General features: G+C 72.1%; 17 protein-coding genes. 13 read left to right on the forward strand and 4 right to left on the reverse strand.

The window, feature by feature from the left end; all coding sequences use genetic code 11:
* Positions 1-9: 9 nt before the first annotated feature.
* Positions 10-885, forward strand: coding sequence for a branched-chain amino acid ABC transporter permease (locus ACQ393_RS01245; RefSeq protein WP_430644994.1), 876 nt, complete (start codon positions 10-12; stop codon positions 883-885).
* Entirely contained in the window at positions 882-1,949 is a 1,068-nt protein-coding gene (locus tag ACQ393_RS01250) for a branched-chain amino acid ABC transporter permease (RefSeq protein WP_430644995.1), read from the forward strand. The genes ACQ393_RS01245 and ACQ393_RS01250 overlap by 4 nt, the downstream gene beginning before the upstream one ends.
* A gap of 68 nt (positions 1,950-2,017) precedes the next feature.
* Here ACQ393_RS01250 and ACQ393_RS01255 read toward each other — a convergent pair whose 3' ends face one another.
* A complete protein-coding gene (locus ACQ393_RS01255) occupies positions 2,018-2,812 on the reverse strand; it encodes an SDR family oxidoreductase (protein WP_430644996.1) in 795 nt (264 codons plus the stop codon).
* On the reverse strand, positions 2,796-4,049 hold the full coding sequence (locus ACQ393_RS01260) for an acyl-CoA dehydrogenase family protein (protein WP_430644997.1): 1,254 nt from the start codon (positions 4,047-4,049) through the stop codon (positions 2,796-2,798). The genes ACQ393_RS01255 and ACQ393_RS01260 overlap by 17 nt, the downstream gene beginning before the upstream one ends.
* 212 nt (positions 4,050-4,261) lie before the next feature.
* Here ACQ393_RS01260 and ACQ393_RS01265 point away from each other — a divergent pair, with 212 nt between their 5' ends.
* From ACQ393_RS01265 to ACQ393_RS01280, 4 genes are read left to right on the forward strand one after another with little or no spacing between them, the layout of a single operon-like run.
* On the forward strand, positions 4,262-5,437 hold the full coding sequence (locus tag ACQ393_RS01265; RefSeq protein WP_430644998.1) for an acyl-CoA dehydrogenase family protein: 1,176 nt from the start codon (positions 4,262-4,264) through the stop codon (positions 5,435-5,437).
* A gap of 14 nt (positions 5,438-5,451) precedes the next feature.
* Positions 5,452-6,660 (forward strand): acetyl-CoA C-acetyltransferase, encoded by a 1,209-nt coding sequence (locus ACQ393_RS01270; RefSeq protein ID WP_430645333.1) that lies wholly within the window; start codon positions 5,452-5,454, stop codon positions 6,658-6,660.
* Positions 6,661-6,671: 11 nt separating this feature from the next.
* On the forward strand, positions 6,672-8,876 hold the full coding sequence (locus ACQ393_RS01275) for a 3-hydroxyacyl-CoA dehydrogenase NAD-binding domain-containing protein (RefSeq protein WP_430644999.1): 2,205 nt from the start codon (positions 6,672-6,674) through the stop codon (positions 8,874-8,876).
* A gap of 10 nt (positions 8,877-8,886) precedes the next feature.
* On the forward strand, positions 8,887-9,876 hold the full coding sequence (locus ACQ393_RS01280) for an NAD(P)H-dependent flavin oxidoreductase (protein WP_430645000.1): 990 nt from the start codon (positions 8,887-8,889) through the stop codon (positions 9,874-9,876).
* Positions 9,877-9,915: 39 nt separating this feature from the next.
* Here the strand turns inward: ACQ393_RS01280 and ACQ393_RS01285 are convergent, their stop codons facing one another.
* The gene (locus ACQ393_RS01285) at positions 9,916-10,548 is read right to left on the reverse strand and encodes a TetR/AcrR family transcriptional regulator (RefSeq protein ID WP_430645001.1); all 633 of its coding nucleotides are present in this window, start codon (positions 10,546-10,548) and stop codon (positions 9,916-9,918) included.
* Positions 10,549-10,613: 65 nt separating this feature from the next.
* On the opposite strand from ACQ393_RS01285, the gene ACQ393_RS01290 reads away from it, so the two are divergent.
* Both ACQ393_RS01290 and ACQ393_RS01295 read left to right on the forward strand, forming a co-directional pair.
* Entirely contained in the window at positions 10,614-10,970 is a 357-nt protein-coding gene (locus ACQ393_RS01290) for a three-helix bundle dimerization domain-containing protein (RefSeq protein WP_430645003.1), read from the forward strand.
* A gap of 118 nt (positions 10,971-11,088) precedes the next feature.
* Positions 11,089-11,628 carry a bifunctional nuclease family protein gene (locus ACQ393_RS01295; RefSeq protein WP_430645004.1) on the forward strand — a complete coding sequence of 180 codons (540 nt, stop codon included), beginning with the start codon at positions 11,089-11,091 and terminating at the stop codon, positions 11,626-11,628.
* 37 nt (positions 11,629-11,665) lie between these two features.
* On the opposite strand, the gene ACQ393_RS01300 is transcribed toward ACQ393_RS01295, so the two are convergent.
* Positions 11,666-12,673, reverse strand: a complete 1,008-nt coding sequence (locus ACQ393_RS01300; protein ID WP_430645005.1) for a LacI family DNA-binding transcriptional regulator — start codon at positions 12,671-12,673, stop codon at positions 11,666-11,668.
* A gap of 158 nt (positions 12,674-12,831) precedes the next feature.
* On the opposite strand from ACQ393_RS01300, the gene ACQ393_RS01305 reads away from it, so the two are divergent.
* The 5 genes from ACQ393_RS01305 (at position 12,832) to ACQ393_RS01325 (ending at position 21,258) form a co-directional block, all read left to right on the forward strand.
* Entirely contained in the window at positions 12,832-14,193 is a 1,362-nt protein-coding gene (locus ACQ393_RS01305) for an MFS transporter (RefSeq protein WP_430645006.1), read from the forward strand.
* Positions 14,194-14,204: 11 nt separating this feature from the next.
* Positions 14,205-16,724 carry a glycoside hydrolase family 3 N-terminal domain-containing protein gene (locus ACQ393_RS01310; RefSeq protein WP_430645007.1) on the forward strand — a complete coding sequence of 840 codons (2,520 nt, stop codon included), beginning with the start codon at positions 14,205-14,207 and terminating at the stop codon, positions 16,722-16,724.
* Positions 16,721-19,336: a family 78 glycoside hydrolase catalytic domain gene (locus ACQ393_RS01315; protein ID WP_430645008.1), complete on the forward strand. Its 2,616-nt coding sequence runs from the start codon at positions 16,721-16,723 to the stop codon at positions 19,334-19,336. The genes ACQ393_RS01310 and ACQ393_RS01315 overlap by 4 nt, the downstream gene beginning before the upstream one ends.
* Before the next feature lie 157 nt (positions 19,337-19,493).
* Positions 19,494-20,399 (forward strand): potassium channel family protein, encoded by a 906-nt coding sequence (locus tag ACQ393_RS01320; protein WP_430645009.1) that lies wholly within the window; start codon positions 19,494-19,496, stop codon positions 20,397-20,399.
* A gap of 49 nt (positions 20,400-20,448) precedes the next feature.
* Positions 20,449-21,258, forward strand: coding sequence for an alpha/beta fold hydrolase (locus ACQ393_RS01325; protein WP_430645010.1), 810 nt, complete (start codon positions 20,449-20,451; stop codon positions 21,256-21,258).
* Positions 21,259-21,262: the final 4 nt, after the last annotated feature.

Genomic DNA, 21,262 nt, shown 5'->3' on the forward strand with positions numbered 1-21,262 from the left:
AGACGACGGATGCTCCTGCAGCAACTCGCAGACGGGATCGCGACGGGCGCCATCTACGGTGCGCTGGCGCTCGCGATCGTGCTCGTGTACCGCGCATCGCGGACGCTGAACTTCGCGCAGGGCGAGCTCGCGCTGCTCGGCGCGTACGTGTCCTGGCAGCTCACGGCATGGGGCGTGCCGATCTGGATCGCCGTCGTGATCTCGATGGTCGTGCTCGCGGCCCTCTCCGCGGGGATCGAGCGCGTGCTCATCCGCCCGCTCGTGCGACGCCACCAGGCGCTGCCGCTCATCATCGTGACGCTCGGGCTCATGATCGCGCTGAACGCGATCATCGGCTGGGCGTGGACGTACCAGACCAAGGAGGTGCCGGCGCTGTTCGGCGCCGGCTCGATCGAGCTCGGCGGCGCCGCCGTGTCGCGCCAGGACGTGGGAATCGTGTTCACCGTCCTCGTCGTCTCGGTCGGCCTCGCTGCACTCTTCGGCCTCACGCGCGTCGGCCTCCGGATGCGCGCCGCGGTCTCCGCACCGGAGTCCGCCGAGCTGTCCGGCGTCTCGACCGGCCGCACCATGACGATCGGCTGGGCCATCGCCGGCGCGGTCGGCGCGCTCGCGGGCACGCTCATCGCGCCAGAGCTCTTCCTGCACCCGGGCATGATGGCGCCGGTGCTCATCTACGCGTTCGCCGCTGCGACGCTCGGCGGGCTGCAGTCGCCCGTCGGCGCCCTCGTCGGAGGCATCCTGGTCGGCGTCATCGAGAACCTCGCCGGCAGCTACCTGCCGAACGGCTCGGAGGTCAAGCAGGTCGTCGCGCTGGTGATCATCGTCGTCGTGCTGCTCGTGCGACCACAGGGCCTCTTCGGCCGGAGGGAGGTCGTGCGCGCATGACCACGACCACGACCGCGACCTCGCCCGTCCGCACGTTCCTCGCCGGCCGCGGCCGCCGAGGCTCGGTGATCGAGTGGCTCCGCCGCCCGCGACCCCCGCTCGCGCCGCCGCGGTGGCTCGCCGTGCTCGTCGCGGTCGGGGCCGCTGCGGTGCTGATCACGGTGCCGCTCGTCAACCCGAGCTACGTCAACCTCACCGTCACGCTCGTCATGATCTGGACGATCGTCGGCCTCGGGCTGAACCTCCTCGTCGGGTTCGGCGGCCAGGTCTCGCTCGGCCACTCCGCGTTCTTCGCGATCGGCGCGTATGCGGTGGCCGTCGGCGGCGAGGCCGGGATGTCGCATCCCGCGACGCTCCTCGTCGCCGGGATCGTGCCGTTCGTCGTCGGCTACCTGATCGGGCTGCCCGCCCTGCGGCTGCGCGGCCTGCAGCTCGGCCTCGTGACGCTCGCCATGGCCATGGCGACGCCCGCCGCCATCCGTGCCATCGAACCGCTCACGCACGGCAGCCGGGGCATCGCGATCGACGGCGATCCGCCCGCCTGGGTGCCGCTCGACCACGACCAGTGGGTGTACTACCTCGCCCTCGCGGCCGCCGCGCTCGGGTACCTCGTCACGCGCAGGCTCGCTCGCGGCCGGCTCGGCCGGTCGTTCGTCGCGGTGCGCGACGCGGAGCTCGTCGCCGAGACGCTCGGCGTCGACGTGTGGCAGACGAAGACGCGCCTGTTCGCGGCATCCGCCGTGTACGCCGGCGTCGCCGGCGGCCTCTACGCGATGCTGCTCGAGTTCGTCGGACCCGAGAACTTCAACCTCACGCTGTCGATCTCGTTCGTCACGCTCATCGTCGTCGGCGGCCTCGCGACCGTGCCGGGCGCCGTGCTCGGTGCGATCTTCGTGCAGGTCGTGCCGACGCTCACCTCGAGCATCAGCCCCGCCGCGACCGGCGCCGCCTACGGCATCGTGCTGATCGCGTTCGCGTTCTTCCTGCCGTACGGGCTGGTCGGGCTTGTGCGCGCGGCGCTCGGCGGCGCCATCCGACGCCTGCCCGGCCGCCGCGCCGACTGACCCGGCGGCGGCGCGGGCGGTCTGGCCGGGCGGCGCGGGTGGGCCGGCCCGGCGGCCCGGGTGGCTGGTCAGGCGCCGCGGAGCCCGCCACCGGCGCGGTGCACGGCCAGGACCGGGACGGCCGCGTTGCGCGACAGGCGCGTGAGCGAGACCGCGAGCTCGGCGACATCCGCCGCCCGGATCATCTCGGACGCCGGGATCTCGTCGTGCTTCCACGCGGCCATGTCGGTGTCGACGTAGCCCGGGCAGATCGCGGTGGCGCTGACGCCGTTCGCGCCCTCCTCGGCGCAGAGCGCCTCGCACAGCGAGACGACCGCGGCCTTCGTGGCGCTGTACGCGGCGAGGCCGGGTTCGGCCATGAGGCCCGCGAGCGAGGCGAGGGCGATGACGCGGGCGCCGCGCGGGTCGGATGCCGCGGTCTCGCGCAGCAGCGGCAGCGCCGACGAGAGCAGCGCGAACGTGCCGCGGAAGTTCAGCGTGTAGTGCTTGTCGACGCGCCGGAGCGGCGTCTCGGCGATGAGGCTGCCGTGGCCCATGCCGGCGTTCATGACGAGTGCGTCGAGACGCCCCCAGCGCTCCTCGTGCGCCGCGAGCAGGCGGTCGAGGTCGTCGGGCTCCGAGGCCTCGGCGGCGACCGCGATCACCTGCGCGCCCGACGCCGCGAGCTCGGCGGCGGCGGCCTCGAGCGGCCCGGGCGAGCGTGCGGAGAGCGTGAGGGCGAAGCCGTCGGCGGCGAGCGCCCGGGCGACCTCGAGGCCGATGCCGCGCGAGCCGCCCGTGATCAGGGCCGCGCGGGGCGCGGCCGCCGCGGCTGCTGCGGGGCCGGCGGCTGCGGCCGCGCCGGCGTCATCGTGCGAGGTCATGGCGGAGTCCCTTCCCGTGTGCGCTCACCGCGCGCTTGGCGATCGACCAGCGGTGCGTCTCGCTCGATCCGTCGTAGATGCGGAACGGGCGCACCTCGCGCCAGTACCGCGAGAGCAGCAGCTCGTCGGAGACGCCCTGGCCGCCCGCGAGCTGCACCGCGCGGTCGACGATGCGCCCGACCGCCTCGGCGACGAACGTCTTCGCGATCGACGAGGCGGTGCCGGCGGCGGCTCCCGCCGCATCGCCGGCGTCGAGCACGCGCGCCGTCTCGCGGATGACCGCGCGCGACGCGGCGAGGTCGATCTCGTTGTCGGCGAGGTGCTGCTGCGCGAGGCCGAGGTCGGCCAGGCGCGAGCCGAATCCGCGCCGCTCCGACACGTGGGCCAGTGCGAGGTCCTGGGCGCGGCCGGCGAGGCCGAGCCAGCGCATGCAGTGGGTGAGCCGAGCGGGCGCGAGCCGCACCTGCGCCGCGGCGAACCCGCCGTCGACCTCGCCGAGCACGGCGTCATCGGGGACGAGGCATCCGTCGAACCGCAGCAGGCTGTGGCCGCCGTAGAGACCGGCGTCGATCGTGTGCACGTCGCGCACGAGCTCCATGCCCCGGGTGCCGCCCTCGACGAGGAACATCGTCGCGCCGCCCGCGTCGCCCGGTTCGCCCGACGTGCGGGCGAGCACGATCACGACGCCCGCGTCGCGGGCGCCGGTGATGAACCACTTCTCGCCCGAGATGCGCCAGCCGCCCGCCACGCGCTCGGCGGTGGTGGCGAGCGCGCGGGGGTCGCTGCCCGCGCCGGGCGGCGGTTCGGTCATCGCGAACGCGGAGTGGATCTCGCCGGCGGCGAGCGGGCGGAGCCAGCGCTCCTGCTGCCCGGCGTTCGCCGCGTGCAGCAGCAGGTGCATGTTGCCCTCGTCGGGCGCCTGGATGTTGAGGGCGAGCGGGCCGAACAGCGAGTAGCCGGCGGCCTCGAACACGGCGGCCTGGTCGAGGGTCGTGAGGCCCTGCCCACCCCACGCGGCGGGCAGGTGCGGCACGAGCAGACCCGCAGCGCGTGCCGCGGCGCGGAGCCCGTCGCGCAGCTCGCGGTCACGCTCGTCGACGCCCGCACCGCTGCCGGAATCCTCGACATGGTGGTGGGCGACGCCGCGCGCCGCCTCCTCCACGGGGATCACCTCGTCGCGCACGAAGTCGCGCACGCGGTGCACGAGTCGGTCGATGGGGGGCGGCTCGTGGTCCATTCGCTTCCTCGCGACTCCGGGATGCCGGCGGCGCGGCATCCGTCTTCTCATCGGGATTAGAAAATCCGTCGTCCCGATTCTGCGGGAGTTCCGGGCAACGGGCAAGGGGCTCGCGAGAGATTTTCTAATCCAATGTAGAAAATGCAGGCGGATGGACGTACACTCGACCGTGCAGAGGGGAACACCCCAACGGGATCAAGGGAGATCGAGACATGCCCCAGACGTCTCTCCAGACGGCGGACCGGATCCGCACCGTCTACGAGGAGGAGCACGAGCAGTTCCGGGAGATGGTGCGCGACTTCGTCGAGCGCTACGCCCGACCCAACGCCGAGCGCTGGGAGGCCGAGGGCAAGGTCGACCGCTGGCTCTTCGAGAAGGCCGCCGAGACCGGCATCCTGGGCTTCACCGTCCCCGAGGAGTTCGGCGGCGGCGGCACCGACGACTTCCGCTTCAACGCCGTGATGGGCGAGGAGCTCGCCCGCAACCCGGTCTCCGACGGCATGGCCGGCATCGCGCTGTCCAACGACATCGTGATCCCGTACTTCCTCGAGCTCACCGACGACGAGCAGAAGCGCCGCTGGCTGCCGGGCATCGCCGCCGGCACGCTCATCACCGCCATCGCGATGACCGAGCCCGGCACGGGCAGCGACCTCGCCGGCATCCGCACCAGCGCGGTGCGCGACGGCGACCACTACGTCGTCAACGGCAGCAAGATCTTCATCTCGAACGGTCAGAACGCCGACCTCGTGGTCACCGCGGTGCGCACCGGGTCCGACCCGCACAAGGGGCTCAGCCTCCTCGTGATCGAGTCGGACACCCCCGGCTTCTCGCGCGGCCGCAACCTCGACAAGGTGGGCCTGCACGCACAGGACACGAGCGAGCTCGTCTTCGAGAACGTCCGGGTTCCGGCCGCGAACCTCCTGGGCGCCGAGGGTCAGGGCTTCCTCGGCCTCATGCGCAACCTCCCGCAGGAGCGCCTCTCGATCGCGGCGGCCGCGGTCGCCTCGAGCGAGGGCGTCATCGAGCGGGCCATGACCTACGTGAAGGAGCGGCAGGCGTTCGGCCGGCCGGTCGCCACGTTCCAGAACACCCGGTTCGAGCTCGCCGACATGTTCACGGCGACGCAGGTGAGCCGGGCCTACATCGACCAGTGCATCGCGCGCCACTCGCGCGGCGAGCTGTCGGCAGAGGATGCCGCGGCCGCGAAGTACTGGACCACCGAGCAGTACGTGCAGATCGTCAATCGCTGCCTGCAGTTGTACGGCGGCTACGGCTACATGCGCGAGTACCGGATCGCGCGCGACTACGAGGACGCGCGCATCACCACCATCTACGGCGGCACGACCGAGATCATGAAGGAGATCGTCGGTCGGAGCCTGGGCCTGTGAACGGAAGGAAGAACGTGGGCGAGGCATACATCTACGACGCCGTGCGCACCCCCCGCGGGAAGAACCGCGGCGGGGCCCTGCACGGCACCAAGCCGGTCGACCTCGTGGTCGGGCTGATCGACGCGCTCCTCGAGCGCAACCCCGGGCTCGACGCGGCGGCGGTCGACGACATCGTGCTCGGCGTCGTCTCGCCGATCGGCGAGCAGGGCGGCGACATCGCGCGCACCGCGGCGCTGGTCGCGGGCCTGCCCGAGACCGTCGCGGGCGTGCAGCTCAACCGGTTCTGCGCGTCCGGGCTCGAGGCCGTGAACACGGCGGCGCAGAAGGTGGCCTCCGGGTTCGAGGACCTCATCCTCGCGGGCGGCGTCGAGTCGATGTCGCGCGTGCCGATCGGCTCCGACGGCGGCGCCTACGTGCAGGACCCGACGACGAACTACGACCTCTACTTCGTGCCGCAGGGCATCGGGGCCGACCTCATCGCGACGATCGAGGGCTTCAGCCGCGAGGACGTCGACGCGTTCGCGAGCGAGTCGCAGCGACGGGCCGAGGCGGCGTGGGAGCAGGGCTTCTTCGCCGGCTCGATCGTTCCGGTGAAGGACCAGAACGGCGTCACGCTCCTCGACACCGACGAGCACCGCCGCCCGGGTTCGACCGTCGAGTCGCTCGGCGCGCTCCAGCCGGCCTTCGCCGGGGTCGGCGACCAGGCCGGCTACGACGCGGTCGCACTGCAGAAGTACCACGCGGTCGAGCGCATCTCGCACGTGCACCACGCGGGCAACTCCTCGGGCATCGTCGACGGCGCCGCGCTCATGGTCATCGGCTCCAAGGAGGTCGGCGAGCGCTTCGGACTCACGCCGCGCGCCCGCATCGTGGCGACCGCGGTGACGGGCTCCGAGCCCACCATCATGCTCACCGGCCCGACGCCCGCCACGCGCAAGGCGCTCGACAAGGCGGGTCTGGAGGTCTCCGACATCGACCTCTTCGAACTGAACGAGGCGTTCGCGTCGGTCGTCATGAAGTGGATGAAGGACCTCGACATCCCGCACGAGAAGGTCAACGTCAACGGCGGCGCGATCGCGATGGGCCACCCGCTCGGCGCGACGGGCGCGATGATCCTCGGCACGCTCCTCGACGAGCTGGAGCGCCGGGACCAGAAGCGCGGGCTCGCGACGCTCTGCGTCGGCGCGGGCATGGGCATCGCCACGGTCATCGAGCGGGTGTGAGGAAGAGGGACATGAGCAGCATCGCAATGGACACCGAGACCGTGGAGACCGAGGTCTACGCCGGCTACGCGTGGGAGCGCGGCGAGGACGGCATCGTCACCGTGACGATGGACGACCCCGACAGCAGCGTCAACACCATGAACGCCCACTTCACCGCGGCGCTCGAGGCGACCGTCGACCGGCTCGAGGCCGAGCGCGACGACATCACGGGCGTCATCCTCGCCTCGGCGAAGAAGAGCTGGTTCGCCGGCGGCGACCTCAACCTCCTCCGTGCCGCCGACCCGGCGAAGGCGGCCGAGGAGACCGCGCACATCGACCGCGTGAAGCACCTCATGCGCCGGCTCGAGGTCTTCGGCCGGCCCGTCGTGGCGGCGCTCAACGGCACCGCGCTCGGCGGCGGCTACGAGGTCGCACTGCTCGCCCACCACCGTGTCGCGGTGGACGCCAAGGGCATCCAGTTCGGCGTCCCCGAGGTCTCGCTCGGGCTCCTGCCCGGCGGCGGCGGCATCACCCGGCTCGTCCGCATGCTGGGCCTGCAGCGGGCGCTCTCCGAGGTGATCCTGCCCGCGACGAAGTTCTCGCCGTCGGACGCGCTCGCGGTGGGCCTGGTGGACGAACTCGTCTCGTCGCCCGATGAGCTCGACGCGGCCGCGCGCGCCTGGATCGCCGCGAATCCCGCGCCGGTGAAGCCCTGGGACGAGAAGGGCTTCAAGCTCCCCGGCGGCGCCCCCACCTCGCCCGGCGTCGCCGGCATGCTCGCCGCGATGCCCGCCATGCTGCGCAAGCAGCTGAAGGGCGCGCCGCTGCCCGCGCCGCGCGCGGCGATGGCCGCCGCCGTCGAGGGCGCCTACGTCGACTTCGAGACCGCCTCGAAGGTCGAGACGCGCTACCTCGTCGAGCTCACGCACGGCCAGGTCGCGAAGAACATGATCAAGGCGTTCTTCTTCGACCTGCAGCACATCAACGCGGGCGGCAGCCGTCCCGACGGCTTCCCGAAGTACGCCGCCCGCAAGGTCGGCGTCATCGGCGCCGGCATGATGGGCGCCGCGATCGCGTACGTGTCGGCGAAGGCCGGCATCGAGGTCGTGCTGAAGGATGTCTCGCTGGAGGCCGCCGAGAAGGGCAAGGACTACTCCCGGGCCCTCGAGGACAAGGCCCTCGCGCGCGGCAGGACGACGGCGGAGCGCAGCGCCGAGCTGCTGGGCCGCATCACCGCGACCGCCGACCCGGCCGACTTCGCGGGCGTCGACTTCGTCATCGAGGCGGTCTTCGAATCGGTGCCCGTCAAGCAGGGCGTGTTCCAGGAGATCCAGGACATCGTCGAACCCGACGCCGTCCTCGGCTCGAACACGTCGACGCTCCCGATCACGCTGCTCTCCGAGGGCGTGAAGCGGACCGACGACTTCATCGGCATCCACTTCTTCTCCCCGGTCGACAAGATGCCGCTCGTCGAGATCGTCCGCGGTCGGAACACCAGCGACGAGGTGCTCGCGAAGACGTTCGACTACGTCATGCAGATCCGGAAGACGCCGATCGTCGTCAACGACCAGCGCGGATTCTTCACCTCGCGCGTCATCGGCGAGTTCATGGCCGAGGCGGTCGCCGCGGTCGGCGAGGGCGTCGAGCCGGCGTCCGTCGAGCAGGCGGCGCTCCAGGCGGGCTACCCGGCCGGCGCGCTGCAGCTCTTCGACGAGCTCACGCTGTCGCTCACGCAGAAGATCCGCCACGAGACCGAGGCGGCGGTGCTCGCCGAGGGCGGCGAGGTCCGCACCCACCCCTCGCATGCGGTCATCGACTGGATGGTCGACGACGTGCAGCGGCCGGGCCGTCGCGCGGGGCATGGCTTCTACGACTACGACGAGTCGGGCCGGCGCACCGGGATCTGGCCGGGCCTGCGCGAGCAGTACGGCTCGGGCCGCACGGTGCTCCCGCTGAAGGACCTGCAGGAGCGCATGCTCTTCGCCGAGGCGATCGACACCGTCCGCTGCCTCGACTCGGGCGTGCTCACGAGCGTGCCCGACGCGAACATCGGCTCGATCTACGGCATCGGCTTCCCGGCCTGGACGGGCGGCGTGCTGCAGTACGTGAACCAGTACAAGGGCGGGCTGCCCGGCTTCGTCGCCCGCTGCCACGAGCTCGCTGCGGCGTACGGCGACCGGTTCCTGCCGCCGGCCTCGCTCGTCGCGAAGGCCGAGTCCGGCGAGACCTACGAGTAGGAGGCGCAACGTGCTCTCGAACAGGTTCACCGAGGCGCTCGGCATCGAGCACCCGATCGTCCAGGGCGGCATGATGTGGGTCGGCCGCGCCGAGCTCGCGGCGGCCGTGTCCGAGGCCGGTGGCCTCGGCATCATCACCGCGCTCACGCAGCCGACCCCGGCCGACCTGGTGAAGGAGGTGGAGCGCGCCCGGCGGCTCACCGACAAGCCGATCGGCGTGAACCTCACGATCCTGCCCTCGATCAACCCGCCGCCCTACGACGAGTACCGGCGGGCGATCGTCGACGCGGGCGTCACGATCGTCGAGACCGCCGGGTCGAGCCCCGAGCCGCACATGGAGATGTTCCACGAGCACGGGATCAAGGTGATCCACAAGTGCACGAGCGTGCGGCACGCGCTGAAGGCCGAGCGCCTCGGCGTGACCGCGGTCTCGATCGACGGCTTCGAGTGCGCGGGGCACCCCGGCGAGGACGACGTCCCCGGACTCGTCCTCATCCCGGCGGCGGCCGACGCGCTCACGATCCCGTTCATCGCGTCGGGCGGGTTCGCCGACGGACGCGGGCTCGCCGCAGCCCTGGTGCTCGGCGCCGACGGCGTGAACATGGGCTCGCGGTTCATGTGCACGGTCGAGTCGCCGATCTCGCAGGTCGTGAAGGAGCGCATCGTCGAGGCGACCGAGCTCGACACGAACCTCATCTTCCGGAGCCTGCGCAACACGGCGCGCGTCGCCAAGAACGCCGTGAGCGACGAGGTCGTCGAGATCCTCGCGAAGGGCGGCCAGTTCCCCGACGTGCAGCCGCTCGTCGCCGGGGCACGCGGCCGGAAGGTGTTCGAGGAGGGAGACCTCGACGCAGGGATCTGGACGGTCGGACTCGTCCAGGGCCTCATCCGCGACATCCCGACGGCGGGCGAGGTGGTTCGCCGCACGGTCGCCGAGGCGGAGGAGGTGCTCCGGAGCCGGCTCGCCCTCTTCCGCGAGCCGGTGGGAGCGGTGTCCTAGCCGCACCCCCCCTGCGGCTGGGCCCACGGCGCCGGCGACCTACGAGGTCGCCGGCGCCATTCCGTATCGGACCATGTCCTGCGCCGCACGCACGAGGTCGTCGAGGGTGCGGTGCCGCGGGTTCCACCACTCCGCCGCCCAGTTCATCGCACCGAGCAGCAGCATGCGCGTGACCGTGATGTCCAGGTCGGGCCGGAGCTGCCCGGCGTCCATCGCGGCCGTGAACAGGTCGCGCCACAGCCGCGCGTACGCGGCCTCCTCGGCGGCGGCCTTCGCCCGCAGGCCCTCCGGCACCTGGTTGGCGTTGCGGATCGACGCGGTCGTGTAGTCGGAGATGAGCAGCTCGTAGCGCAGGTGCGCCTCGACGGCCGTGAGGATCCGGTCGAGCGGCGAGGTTCCGGCGGGCAACGCGTCGAGCTCGGCGACGACATGGGCGTGCACACGTGCAGCGCCCACCCACATGACCTCCTCGATCAGCTCGTCGCGCGAGGCGAAGTGGTAGTAGATCGTCGGCGCCTGCAGGCCCGCGTGGGCGGCGACGTCGACGAGCCGCGTGCCCGCGTAGCCCTTGCGGCTCAGCACGTGTGCCGCGGCATCGAGGATCCGCTCGCGCGTGCGCGCGGACTTGGTCGTCGGCGCCTCTGCCGCGCGGCGCTCCGTCGTCTCCGCCATGATTTCGAATTCTAGTTAGATTCTGCGTGCTTGCACAGCGCCGCGCGGCGGCGCACACTGCACTCATGACCACTGAGGCCGATGAGCAGCAGGCCGTCGAGCACGTCGTCTCCCGCCTGCTGGAGCGCTTCCCCTCCCTCACCGAGGAGCACGTCCACGCGATCGTCGACGAGGAGCACCACCGGTTCGACGGTCGACCGGTCCGCGACTTCGTCCCGGTGCTCGTCGAGCGCGCGTCGCGGAAGCGGCTCGAGACCGAGGCGCCGGGCGTCCGCCTCGAACCGGATGCCGCGGAGCTCGCCGCCGCCGACCAGGTGCGCCGCACGGACGGCTCCGAGGCCGACCCGATGGAGGTCACTCGGCGCGGCGACGTGGAGGGCGGCGACCTCCTCTTCGGCGACCTCGGCGGTCGCGCGTCCTGACGGAAGCTCCGCCGCAGCGGCACGGCGCCGGGCCGCCGCGCGTTCGGATGATCGGCTTGACCATCCGCGTCCGCCGACGGGACCTCCGCCGCATGGCGTGGCAGCTGCCCGACGTACCATGGCAGGACCACGCCCCGACGACCAGACGGGAGGCGCCATGGTCCAGGTCCGGGTCCTCGGGATCGCGCTCGATGCGGCCCGCCAGCACATCGTCCTGTTGAAGCCGCTCGGCGACGATGCGGGCGAGGGGCGCGTGCTTCCGATCTGGATCGGCGAGCAGGAGGCGACCTCCATCCTCATCGCCCTCGGCGGCGACCACGCGCCGCGGCCGCTCACGCACGACCTCATGGTCACGCTCATCGAGGCGGTCGGCGGCACCATCGATCGGATCGACGTGACGCGCATCGAGGAGGGCACGTTCTACGCCGAACTGACGCTGGTCACGCCGACGGGTCCGCTGGTCATCGATTCGCGCCCGTCCGACGCCATCGGCATGGCCGTGCGCGTCGACGCGCCGCTGTTCGTCGCCGAGGCGGTGATGGATGACGCCGGTATCCCGGCCGAGATGGTCGAGCACCACGACAGCGAGGACGAGGAGAAGCTCGAGGAGTTCAAGAAGTTCCTCGAGGACGTCGACCCTGAGGACTTCCAGGGCTGATCGCGCAGACCGTACCTCGACCGGATCGAGCGGCGACCTACGCGCCGAGTGACGCCGCGGCCGTCGAGGCCCGCTCGACGATCGCGACGCGCAGGTCGGGCCCGACGGTGGGTTCCGGCCGGTCCTCCACGGCGGCCAGCGCGAGCTGGGCGAGGAACCGGCCGAGGCCGACCGTGTCGACACGGACCGTGGTGAGGCGGGGCTCGAGCATCGACGCGAGCGGCGTGTCGTCGTGGCCGACGACGGAGAGTTCGCCAGGGACCGCGATGCCCTCGCGCTGGGCCGCGCCGACGAACGCGGCCGCGACGTCGTCGTTGTACGCGACGACCGCGGTCACGCCTGCGGCGCGCCATTCGGCGAGCACCGACTCGGCGGAGGCATCCGTCAGGTCGATGTCGGCCGTCGGAACGGCCGGGAGCTCCAGGGTCGCCGCCGCCTCGAGCGCCAGGTGCCGGCGGAGCGCGACGAGGTCGGCGATGCGCGGATCGGCCGATCCGGCGAACGCGATGCGCCGGTGCCCGAGTGCGGCGAGGTGGTCGACCTGGAGTGCCGGGCCCTCCTCGTGCCACTCGGCCTGCGGGGGCGCCTCAGGGTCGGGGATGATGCACGTGACGCCCGCCGCCCGGATCGACTCGACCTGGCCGGGCGCCCACGGCGCCATCGCGAGCACGACGTCGGGCTGGAGCGTCTCCCAGAGCGGGCGGGCGTGGCCGGTGGGGTGCGGCGTGTACGTGATCAGCGCGTAGCCGGCCTCGTCGAGCGCGAGCGAGGCCTCCTCGATGTTGCGGCGAAGGTTGAAGTCGAGCGGCCAGTCGGGGAGCACCAGCAGCACGATGCGGGTGCGGCCGCTCGCGAGGGCCCGCGCCGCGATGTGCGGGCGGTAGCCGAGCCGCTTCGCCTCGTCGAGCACGCGCGTGCGGGTCGCCTCCGAGATCGTCTGGCCAGGGGTGTCGTTGAGGACGAACCCGACGGTCGCACGGGAGAGGCCGAGGGAGCGTGCGATGTCGGCGGCGGTGACCCGTCGACCGCTGGTCGTCTGCGACATCCGTCACCCCTGTCCGGAAGGAATCGTCTCGGCGGCACTTGCGCGCGCTAGTCACTCAATGTAGCATCGCCGACATCCGCTAGCACGCGCTAGTTACCCCTACTGGCCAAAGCGAACGCAGCGGGTGCCGTAGCCTCACCCACGACAACGGAGTCCGAATGAATCCCCAGCACCGCGACGACGACCCCCTCGTCACGCCGAACGCCGCCCCGATCCCCACCGCGACCGTCGACGCTGAGGCGCTCGGCGAGCAGGCGGAGGTCGAGCGGCGCCACGACGCCCTCGACGACCTGCCCAAGGTCGACGCCCGCTACATCTGGTTCATGGTCCTGGCGCAGTTCGGCGTCTTCATGGCCTTCATCACCCCGCTGGCGATCTCCCTGTCGATCCGCGTGAACGAACTCGCGCCGGGCCGCGAGGAGGTGCTCGGCTTCATCACCGGCGCCGGCGCGCTCTTCGTCATGCTGACCGCGCCGTTCATGGGCGTCTGGAGCGACCGCACCCGAACCCGTCTCGGCCGCCGCCGTCCCTTCATGATCGGCGGCATGGTCGTCGGCGTCGTGTCGCTCGTCGTCATGGCGCTGGCACCGAACGTGCTCGTGCTCGGCCTCGGATGGGTGCTCGCGCAGTGGGGCTGGGGCACGGTGCTCGGCAACCTCCAGAACTCCACGGCCGACCGTCTGCCCGAGGAGCAGCGCGGCAAGGTGGCCGGGCTCACGGGCTTCGCGACCCAGGTCGCTCCGGTCTTCGGCGTCATCCTCACCTTCGGCGTCACCGGCAACGCCCTGCTGCTGTTCCTCATCCCCGGATTCATCGGCGTCGTGCTGGTCACGCTCTTCGTCACGCTCGTGCCCGAGGCCGACAGCCGCGCACTGCCCAAGGACCCGATGACCATCGGCGGGCTGCTCCGCAAGTACGTCTACAACCCGAAGCAGTACCCCGACTTCTCGTGGAACTGGCTCGGCCGCTTCCTGTTCTACTTCGGCCTCACGCTCAACACGACCTTCACCGCGTTCTTCTTCGCGAGCCGCCTCGGCGTCGAGGTGACCGAGGTCGCCGGCATCATCGCCACGCTCGGCGGGGTCGGCGTGCTCGCCGTCACGGCGGGCGCGCTGGGCGGCGGATTCCTCTCCGACCGGTTCCGCCGCCGCAAGGTGTTCGTGCTCGGCGGCGGTTCGCTCATGGCCGTCGGCATGCTGCTCGTGGCGTTCGCGACCGACCTGCCGTTGCTCATCACGGGCTCGCTCGTCGTCTCGGCCGGCATCGGCATGTTCTCGGCCGTCGACCAGGCGCTGCTGCTCGACGTGCTGCCCGAGAAGGCGACCGACGCGGGCCGCTTCATGGGCATCACGGGCTTCGCGACATCGATCCCCCAGTCGGCGGCGCCGCTCATCGCCTCCGCGGTGCTGCTCGTCGGGGTGACCGGCGGCGAGAAGAACTACACGCTGCTGTACGTGATCGCCGCGGCGCTGACGCTCCTCGGCGGGCTGGTCATCCTCCGGATCCGGTCGGTGCGCTGAGCATGACCGCGATGACCGCACCCGTCCGGTTCGGCGACGCGACGATCGACGAGCTGCTCGCCGCGCTCACGCTCGACGAGAAGGCGCTGCTGCTCGAGGGCGTCGACTCGTGGCGCACGAACGCGATCCCGCGGCTCGGAATCCCGTCGCTCGTGCTCACCGACGGTCCGCACGGGGTGCGGATGGTCCGCGACGACGGCGGGGCGTTCGGCGTCGGCGACAGCCGCCCGTCGACGTCGTTCCCGACGTCGGTCACGGTCGCGCACACGTGGGACCCCGAGCAGGCCCGACGCATCGGTGCTGCCATCGCACGCGAGTGCCGCGAGTTCGGCGTCGACGTGCTGCTCGCGCCGGGCGTGAACATCATGCGCGACCCCCGCTGCGGGCGGAACTTCGAGTACTTCTCGGAGGACCCGCTCGTCTCGGGCGCGTTCGGCAGCGCCTTCGTGCGGGGCGTGCAGGGCGAGGGCGTCGCGACGAGCGTCAAGCACTTCGCCGCGAACTCGAACGAGGACTACCGATTCGTCGGCGACAGCGTCGTCGACGAGCGCGCCCTGCGCGAGATCTACCTGCGCGCGTTCGAGCGCATCGTCCGCGAGGCGGGGCCCGCGACCGTGATGTGCGCGTACAACCGGCTGAACGGCACGTTCTGCTCCGACCACCGCGAACTCCTGACCGGCATCCTCCGCGAGGAATGGGGCTTCGACGGCGTCGTCATGACCGACTGGGGCGCGACGCACGACCGCGTCGCGAGTCTCGAGGCGGGGTGCGAGCTCGACATGCCCGGCGAGGTCGCCCTCAACCGGATCGCGATCGTCGACGCCGTGCGCGCGGGCCGGCTCGCCCCCGACGTGCTCGACGAGGCGGTGCGGCGGATGCTGCGACTCATCGAACGCGCGGCGGCGGCCCGCGAGACGGGCTCGACCGGCCCGTTCGACCGCGCCGCGCACGCCGACCTCGCACGTGAGATCGCGACGGATGGCGCGGTGCTCCTCGCGAACGACGGCATCCTGCCGCTCGATCCCGGCGCAGCGGGTCTCGTGGTGGTCGGCGAGCTGTTCGAGAAGATGCGCTTCCAGGGCGGGGGGTCGTCGCTCATCCTGCCGCCCGAGATGGTGACGCCGAGGGACGCGTTCGACGGCCGTGGCATCGACTACCGCTACACCCGCGGATACCGCACGCTCACCTCGGAGCGCGACGAGACCCTCGAGCAGGAGGCCGTCGCGGCGGCGCGCACGGCCGCGGCGACGGGCGGCACCGTGCTCTTCTTCGGCGGGCTCGACGACTTCGAGGAGAGCGAGGGCTTCGACCGCGTCCATCTGCGGCTCGGCGAACCGCAGGTGGCGCTGCTCGGGCGTCTGGTCGACGCCGGCGCGCGCGTGGTGCTCGTGCTCTTCGCGGGCGCGCCGGTCGAGGTGCCGTTCGCCGACGAACTCGCGGCGGTGCTCGATCTCGCGCTGCCCGGCATGCACGGCGGCGAGGCGACCGCCGCGCTCCTGTTCGGCGAGGCCAACCCGTCCGGCAAGCTCACCGAGTCCTGGCCGCGCACGGCCGCCCACGCGAGCGCCGCCGCCGACTACGGCCGCGGGGCGATCGCCCGGTACGCCGAGTCGATCTACGTCGGCTACCGCTTCCACGACGCCGCCGGGACCGATCTGCGATTCCCGTTCGGACACGGGCTCTCGTACACGGACTTCGCGTACCGCGACCTCGAGGTCCGGGTCGACGGCGACCGGGTCAGCGCGTCGCTCGAGGTGGCGAACGTCGGCGAGCGAGGCGGCGCCGAGGTCGTGCAGCTCTACGTCCGCAACCCGCGCGGCGAGGTCTTCATGGCCGACAAGGAGCTCCGCGCCTTCGGCAAGGTGCAGGTCCCGACGGGTGAGACCCGTCGGGTCGAGCTCGGGTTCGAGCTCGCCGAACTCGCCTACTGGGACGTCGCCGAGCATGACTGGGTGCTCGAGGACGGCGACTACGAGGTGCTCGTCGCGGCGTCGGCCGCCGACATCCGCCTCACCGCCCCGCTCACCGTCGACCGCGGACGGAGGTCGCGATCGCCCTACCCGGCCGCCGTCGACGCCGACTACGCCGCACCCCCTCACGGCATCCCGGCGAGCTTCGCACTGCTGCTCGGTCGGCCGGTCCCGGCCGAGCCGCCGTCGCGCCTCACGATGGAGACCCGCCTCGGCGACGCCCGACGCTCGATCCTCGCGCGCATCCTGCTCGGCGCGGTGCTCGGTCGAGTGCGCCGCGCCCAGCGTGCAGCGCAGTCGATGCCCGAGTCGCCCCGACGAGACGCGCAACTGAAGAGCGCGCACTTCGTGCTGCGCATGATGCCCTCGATGTCCCTGCGCAGCCTGGCCATGTCGTCGGGCGGCCGGCTGCCGCTGCACCTCGCCCTGGGTATCGCCGAGCTCGCCTCGTGGCATCCCATCCGCGGTATCCGGCTGCTCATGGGCCGGCGCGCCGGCCGCACCGCACCTGACCCGACACCCGACCGCACCCACGCACCGACGAAGGAACCCGTCCGATGAGGATCACCCGATTGACCGCCGACGGCCTCGAGTCGGGTCTCGTCACCGATGCCGCGCCGACGTTCGCGTTCGCGCTCGCCTCCGACCTGCCCGGCGAGGCGCTCGCGAGCGCCCGCGTGCGCGTCGGCGATTGGGCGACCGAGACTTCCGAGCAGATCGGCATCGCCTACGACGGGCCGCTCGAGCCGTACACCGAGTACGTGGTGAGGGTCGACGCAACCGGCACGAGCGGTGCGACGGCGACGGCCGAGACCTCCTTCCGCACCGGCCGGCTCGGCCGGCCATGGGCCGCGCGGTGGATCACGGATGCCGCGTACCGCGCGCCGAAGAAGCAGTCGCCGGTGCCCATGGTGTTCCGCACGTCGTTCACGCCGGCGAAGCCCGTGCGGCGGGCGCGCATCGAGGCCACCGCGCTCGGCGTCTACGAGCTCGAGCTCGACGGGGAGCGGGTCGGCGACCAGTACTTCGCGCCCGGGTTCACCTCGTACCGGCACCACCTGCAGGTGCAGCACCACGACGTGACCGCGATGCTGCGTTCGGTCGAGCCGACGGCCGGCACCGGCCGCGCGGCATCCCATACGCTCACCGCGACCGTCGCCGGCGGCTGGGCGGTCGGCTCGTTCACCTACCTGCGCAAGAACACGATCTACGCCGATCGGCAGGCGCTCCTTGCCGAACTGCACCTCGAGTACGAGGACGGCACCCGTGACGTCATCGCGACCGGACCCGACTGGCAGGTCTCGACCGACGGACCCGTGCGGATGGCCGAGTGGTACGACGGGGAGACCTACGACGCGCGGATCGCGGCATCCGACCTGACCTGGAAGCCTGCCGACCCTGCCGGCGCGCCCAAGGGCGACCCGGAGCTCTCGGCGCAGGTCGGCCCGCCCGTGCGCGTTCAGGAGGAGCTCAGCCCGGTCACGCGCCGCGCGAGCCCGAGCGGCGAGGTCGTGTACGACTTCGGCCAGAACTTCGCGGGCGTCATCCGCGCCCGCATCCGCGGCACGCGCGGACAGACGATCGTCTTCCGCCACGCGGAGGTCCTCGTCGACGGCGAGCTGTTCGTGAAGTCCCTCCGCACCGCGAAGGCGACCGCGACGTACACGTGCGTCGACGGCGAGCAGGAGTACTCGCCGAAGCACACCTACATGGGCTTCCGGTACGTCGGCGTCACCGGCATCGACCCCGACGACCTCGACCTCTCGGCGCTCGTCCTGCACTCCGACCTGCGCGAGACCGGCACCTTCACGACCTCGGACGAGCGACTGAACCGCCTCCAGTCGGCCGTTCGCTGGGGCGGCCGGTCGAACCTCGTCGACATCCCGACCGACTGCCCGCAGCGCGACGAGCGCGAGGGCTGGACCGGCGACTACGCCGTCTTCGCGACCACCGCGAGCTACAACTTCGACATGAGCCGGTTCCTCGACAAGTGGCTGCGCGACGTCGCCGCCGAGCAGGGCCGCGGCGGCGGCATCCCCATGGTGGTGCCGAAGGCCGCCAACCCGTTCCCGACGATGGCGACGTCGGTCTGGGGGGATGTCTGCGTGCTCGCGCCCTGGGCCGAGTACCTCGCTCGCGGGGACCTCGGGCTGCTGCGCCGGAACTACCCGACGATGCGCCGCTTCCTGAAGGCGGTCGACTGGTGGTCGTCGTTCCTGTCGCTCGGCGAGCACCGGAACGTCTGGCGGTACCCGTTCCACTTCGGGGACTGGGCGGCGCCGACGGGTGCCGCGAAGGAGTGGATCGCGCGCGGCAAGTGGATCGGCACGGCGTACTTCGCCAACTCGCTCGGCATCGTCGCACGCATCGCAGACCTGCTCGGCGAACCGGCGGATGCCGCGCGCTACCGCGCGCAGCGGAAGCACGTGATCCGGGCCTACCGCAACCGGTTCACCGACGGCGCCGGCCGGCTCGGCGACGAGTTCCAGACCGGGTATGTGCTGCCGCTGCACTTCGGCATGGTCGAGGGCGTCGAGGCCGAGGGGATGGCCGCGAACCTCGTCCGGCTCATCGACGAGAACGACGGCCATCTCTCGACGGGGTTCCCGGGCACGCCGTACCTGCTCTTCGCCCTCAGCGACCACGGCCGCGTCGACGAGGCATTCGATCTGCTGCTGCAGACCGATGCGCCGTCGTGGCTCTACATGGTCGAGTCCGGCGGCACGACGATCTGGGAGCGCTGGGACGCGCTCCGCCCCGACGGCACCGTGAATATCGCCGACCTGAAGTCGGGCGCGACCGACGAGGCCTCCACCGGCGGCATGGTCTCGTTCAACCACTACGCCGCGGGCGCCGTCGGCGACTGGATGTACCGCCGAATCGCCGGCATCGAACCCGTCACCGGCGGATACCGCGAGTTCCGCGTGGCCCCGCTCGTGGGCGGCGGGCTCACCTCGGCCTCGGGGGCGGTCGAGACCCCGTACGGGCGCGCCTCGTCGTCGTGGACCCTCGACGGCGACCGGTTCTCGCTCCGCGTCGAGGTGCCGGTGTCGACGCGGTGCACGGTCGTGCTCCCGGACGGAACGACGCACGCGACAGGGAGCGGTGCGCACGAGTTCGCGTGCGAGCTCCCGTCGCCGGCTCGCGTCGACATCGCGGCGAGCCATGGCTGAGCCGCGCCGTCGGTTGGCTCGCCGCCCGCTGACCCCCATCGAACACCACCCGCACGGAGGCATCCCGTCCGAGACGGGAACGATGTGCGGCGTCGACGACTGAGCGGGCCGACCGCGGCGCGATCCCGCGCGCGCCCGGCGTCCGTACGATGGACGGATGAGCGTGGTCTGGATCGTCCTCGGCGTCGCCCTCATCGCGCTGGGGCTCTACGAGGTGTTCCACACGCTGCTCCACCCGACGGGCCGGGGCCGGATCTCGCATCTCACCGCACGCTCGACGTGGAGTCTCTCGTCGCGCCTCGGGCGGAGGGGCCGCACGCTCGCGGGTCCTCTGGCCGCCGTAGCGGTCGTGACGGTGTGGGCGTCGATGCAGGTCGTGGGATGGGCGCTGGTCTACCTGCCGTTCGTGCCGCACGGCTTCTCCTACGGCCCCGGCATCCAGCCGACGTCGTACCCGGCGTTCGTCGAGGCGGTCTACTACTCGGCCGTGAGCATGTCGACGCTCGGGCTCGGCGACGTCTACCCCGTCGAGCCGTGGCTGCGGTTGATCGCCCCGCTGCAGGGCCTCATCGGGTTCGCGCTGCTCACCGCGGCGGTGTCGTGGTTCCTGCAGCTCTACCCGGCGCTCGGTCGACGTCGCGCGCTGGCCCTGCGCCTCGCGCTCATCCGACGCGCGGACACCGCGGGCCACGTCCTCCGCATGGAGTCGGCCAGCTCGAGCGGGCTGCTCGACTCGCTGACCGCCGACCTGGCGCAGTGCCGCGTCGACCTGTGGCAGAACGCCGAGACCTTCTACTTCACCGAGGACGAAGCGGTGGCCTCGCTCGCGGCCCAGCTCCCGTACGCGCGCCACCTCGCCCGGGTCGCCCGGCGGTCCGAGGACCGCACCGTGCGCAACAGCGGGCAGATGCTCGAGGAGGCCGTCGACGACTACGCGAGCGTGCTCGGCGCGTCCTTCATCGGCGTCGTCGACGACACCGACGCGATCCTCGACGAGTTCGCGCGGCAGCACCGGCAGCACCGCGCCGCGGTCGACGGGCTCCCCGGCGGCGCGTCCGACTGACGGGGCGGGCGCCCGACCGCGCCGCGCTCGGCGCGGCAGAATGGCCGACATGGATGCCGCGTTCCCCGCCCTGACCGACATGCCCGCGCCGCAGTTCGTCATGTCGGGGGAGGGGCGCCGCATCGCGACGTACTCGTGGGGCGAGGATGAGGCCCCCACCGTCCTGGTCGTGCACGGCTTCGCGTCGAGCTGCCGCGACAACTGGGTGAGCACCGGATGGGTGCGCGACCTGCTGCGTGCCGGCTACCGGGTGCTCGGCGTCGACCAGCGCGGTCACGGGGCGAGCGACACGCCGCACGAGGCATCCGCCTACGGCATGGACGCGTTCGTCGACGACCTCGTGACGGTGCTCGACACCTATCTCGTCGACACCGTGCGCTACGTCGGGTACTCGCTCGGCGCGCGCGTCGGGTGGCAGGCGGCCGTGCAGGTGCCGCAGCGCATCGAGCGCGCGGTGCTCGGCGGCATCCCCGACGGGCGACCGCTCGCGCGCATGCAGATCGAGCAGGCGCGCGCGTACGCCGAGCACGGCACCCCGGTCGACGACCCGGTCACGCGCAACTACGTCACGCTCGCCGAGCGCGTCGGGGACAACGACCTCCTCGCACTCGTCGCGCTCGCCGAGGGCATGCGACTGGGCGACGCCGACCCCGACCCGGCGAACCCGCCGCCCCAGCCGATCCTGTTCGCCACGGGCACCGAGGACGCCATCATCGAGCAGTCGCGCGCGCTCGCCGCGGCGACGCCGAGCGGATCGTTCGCCGAGATCCCCGGCCGGCACCACTTCAACGCGCCCGGGTCGCGCGAGTTCCGGCGCGCGGCGATCGCGTTCCTGTCGGACCCCGCCCTCTCGGCCTGAGTCC

Origin of the sequence: Agromyces sp. GXS1127 (assembly GCF_050565425.1) — a bacterium.
Taxonomy (GTDB): Bacteria; Actinomycetota; Actinomycetes; order Actinomycetales; family Microbacteriaceae; genus Agromyces.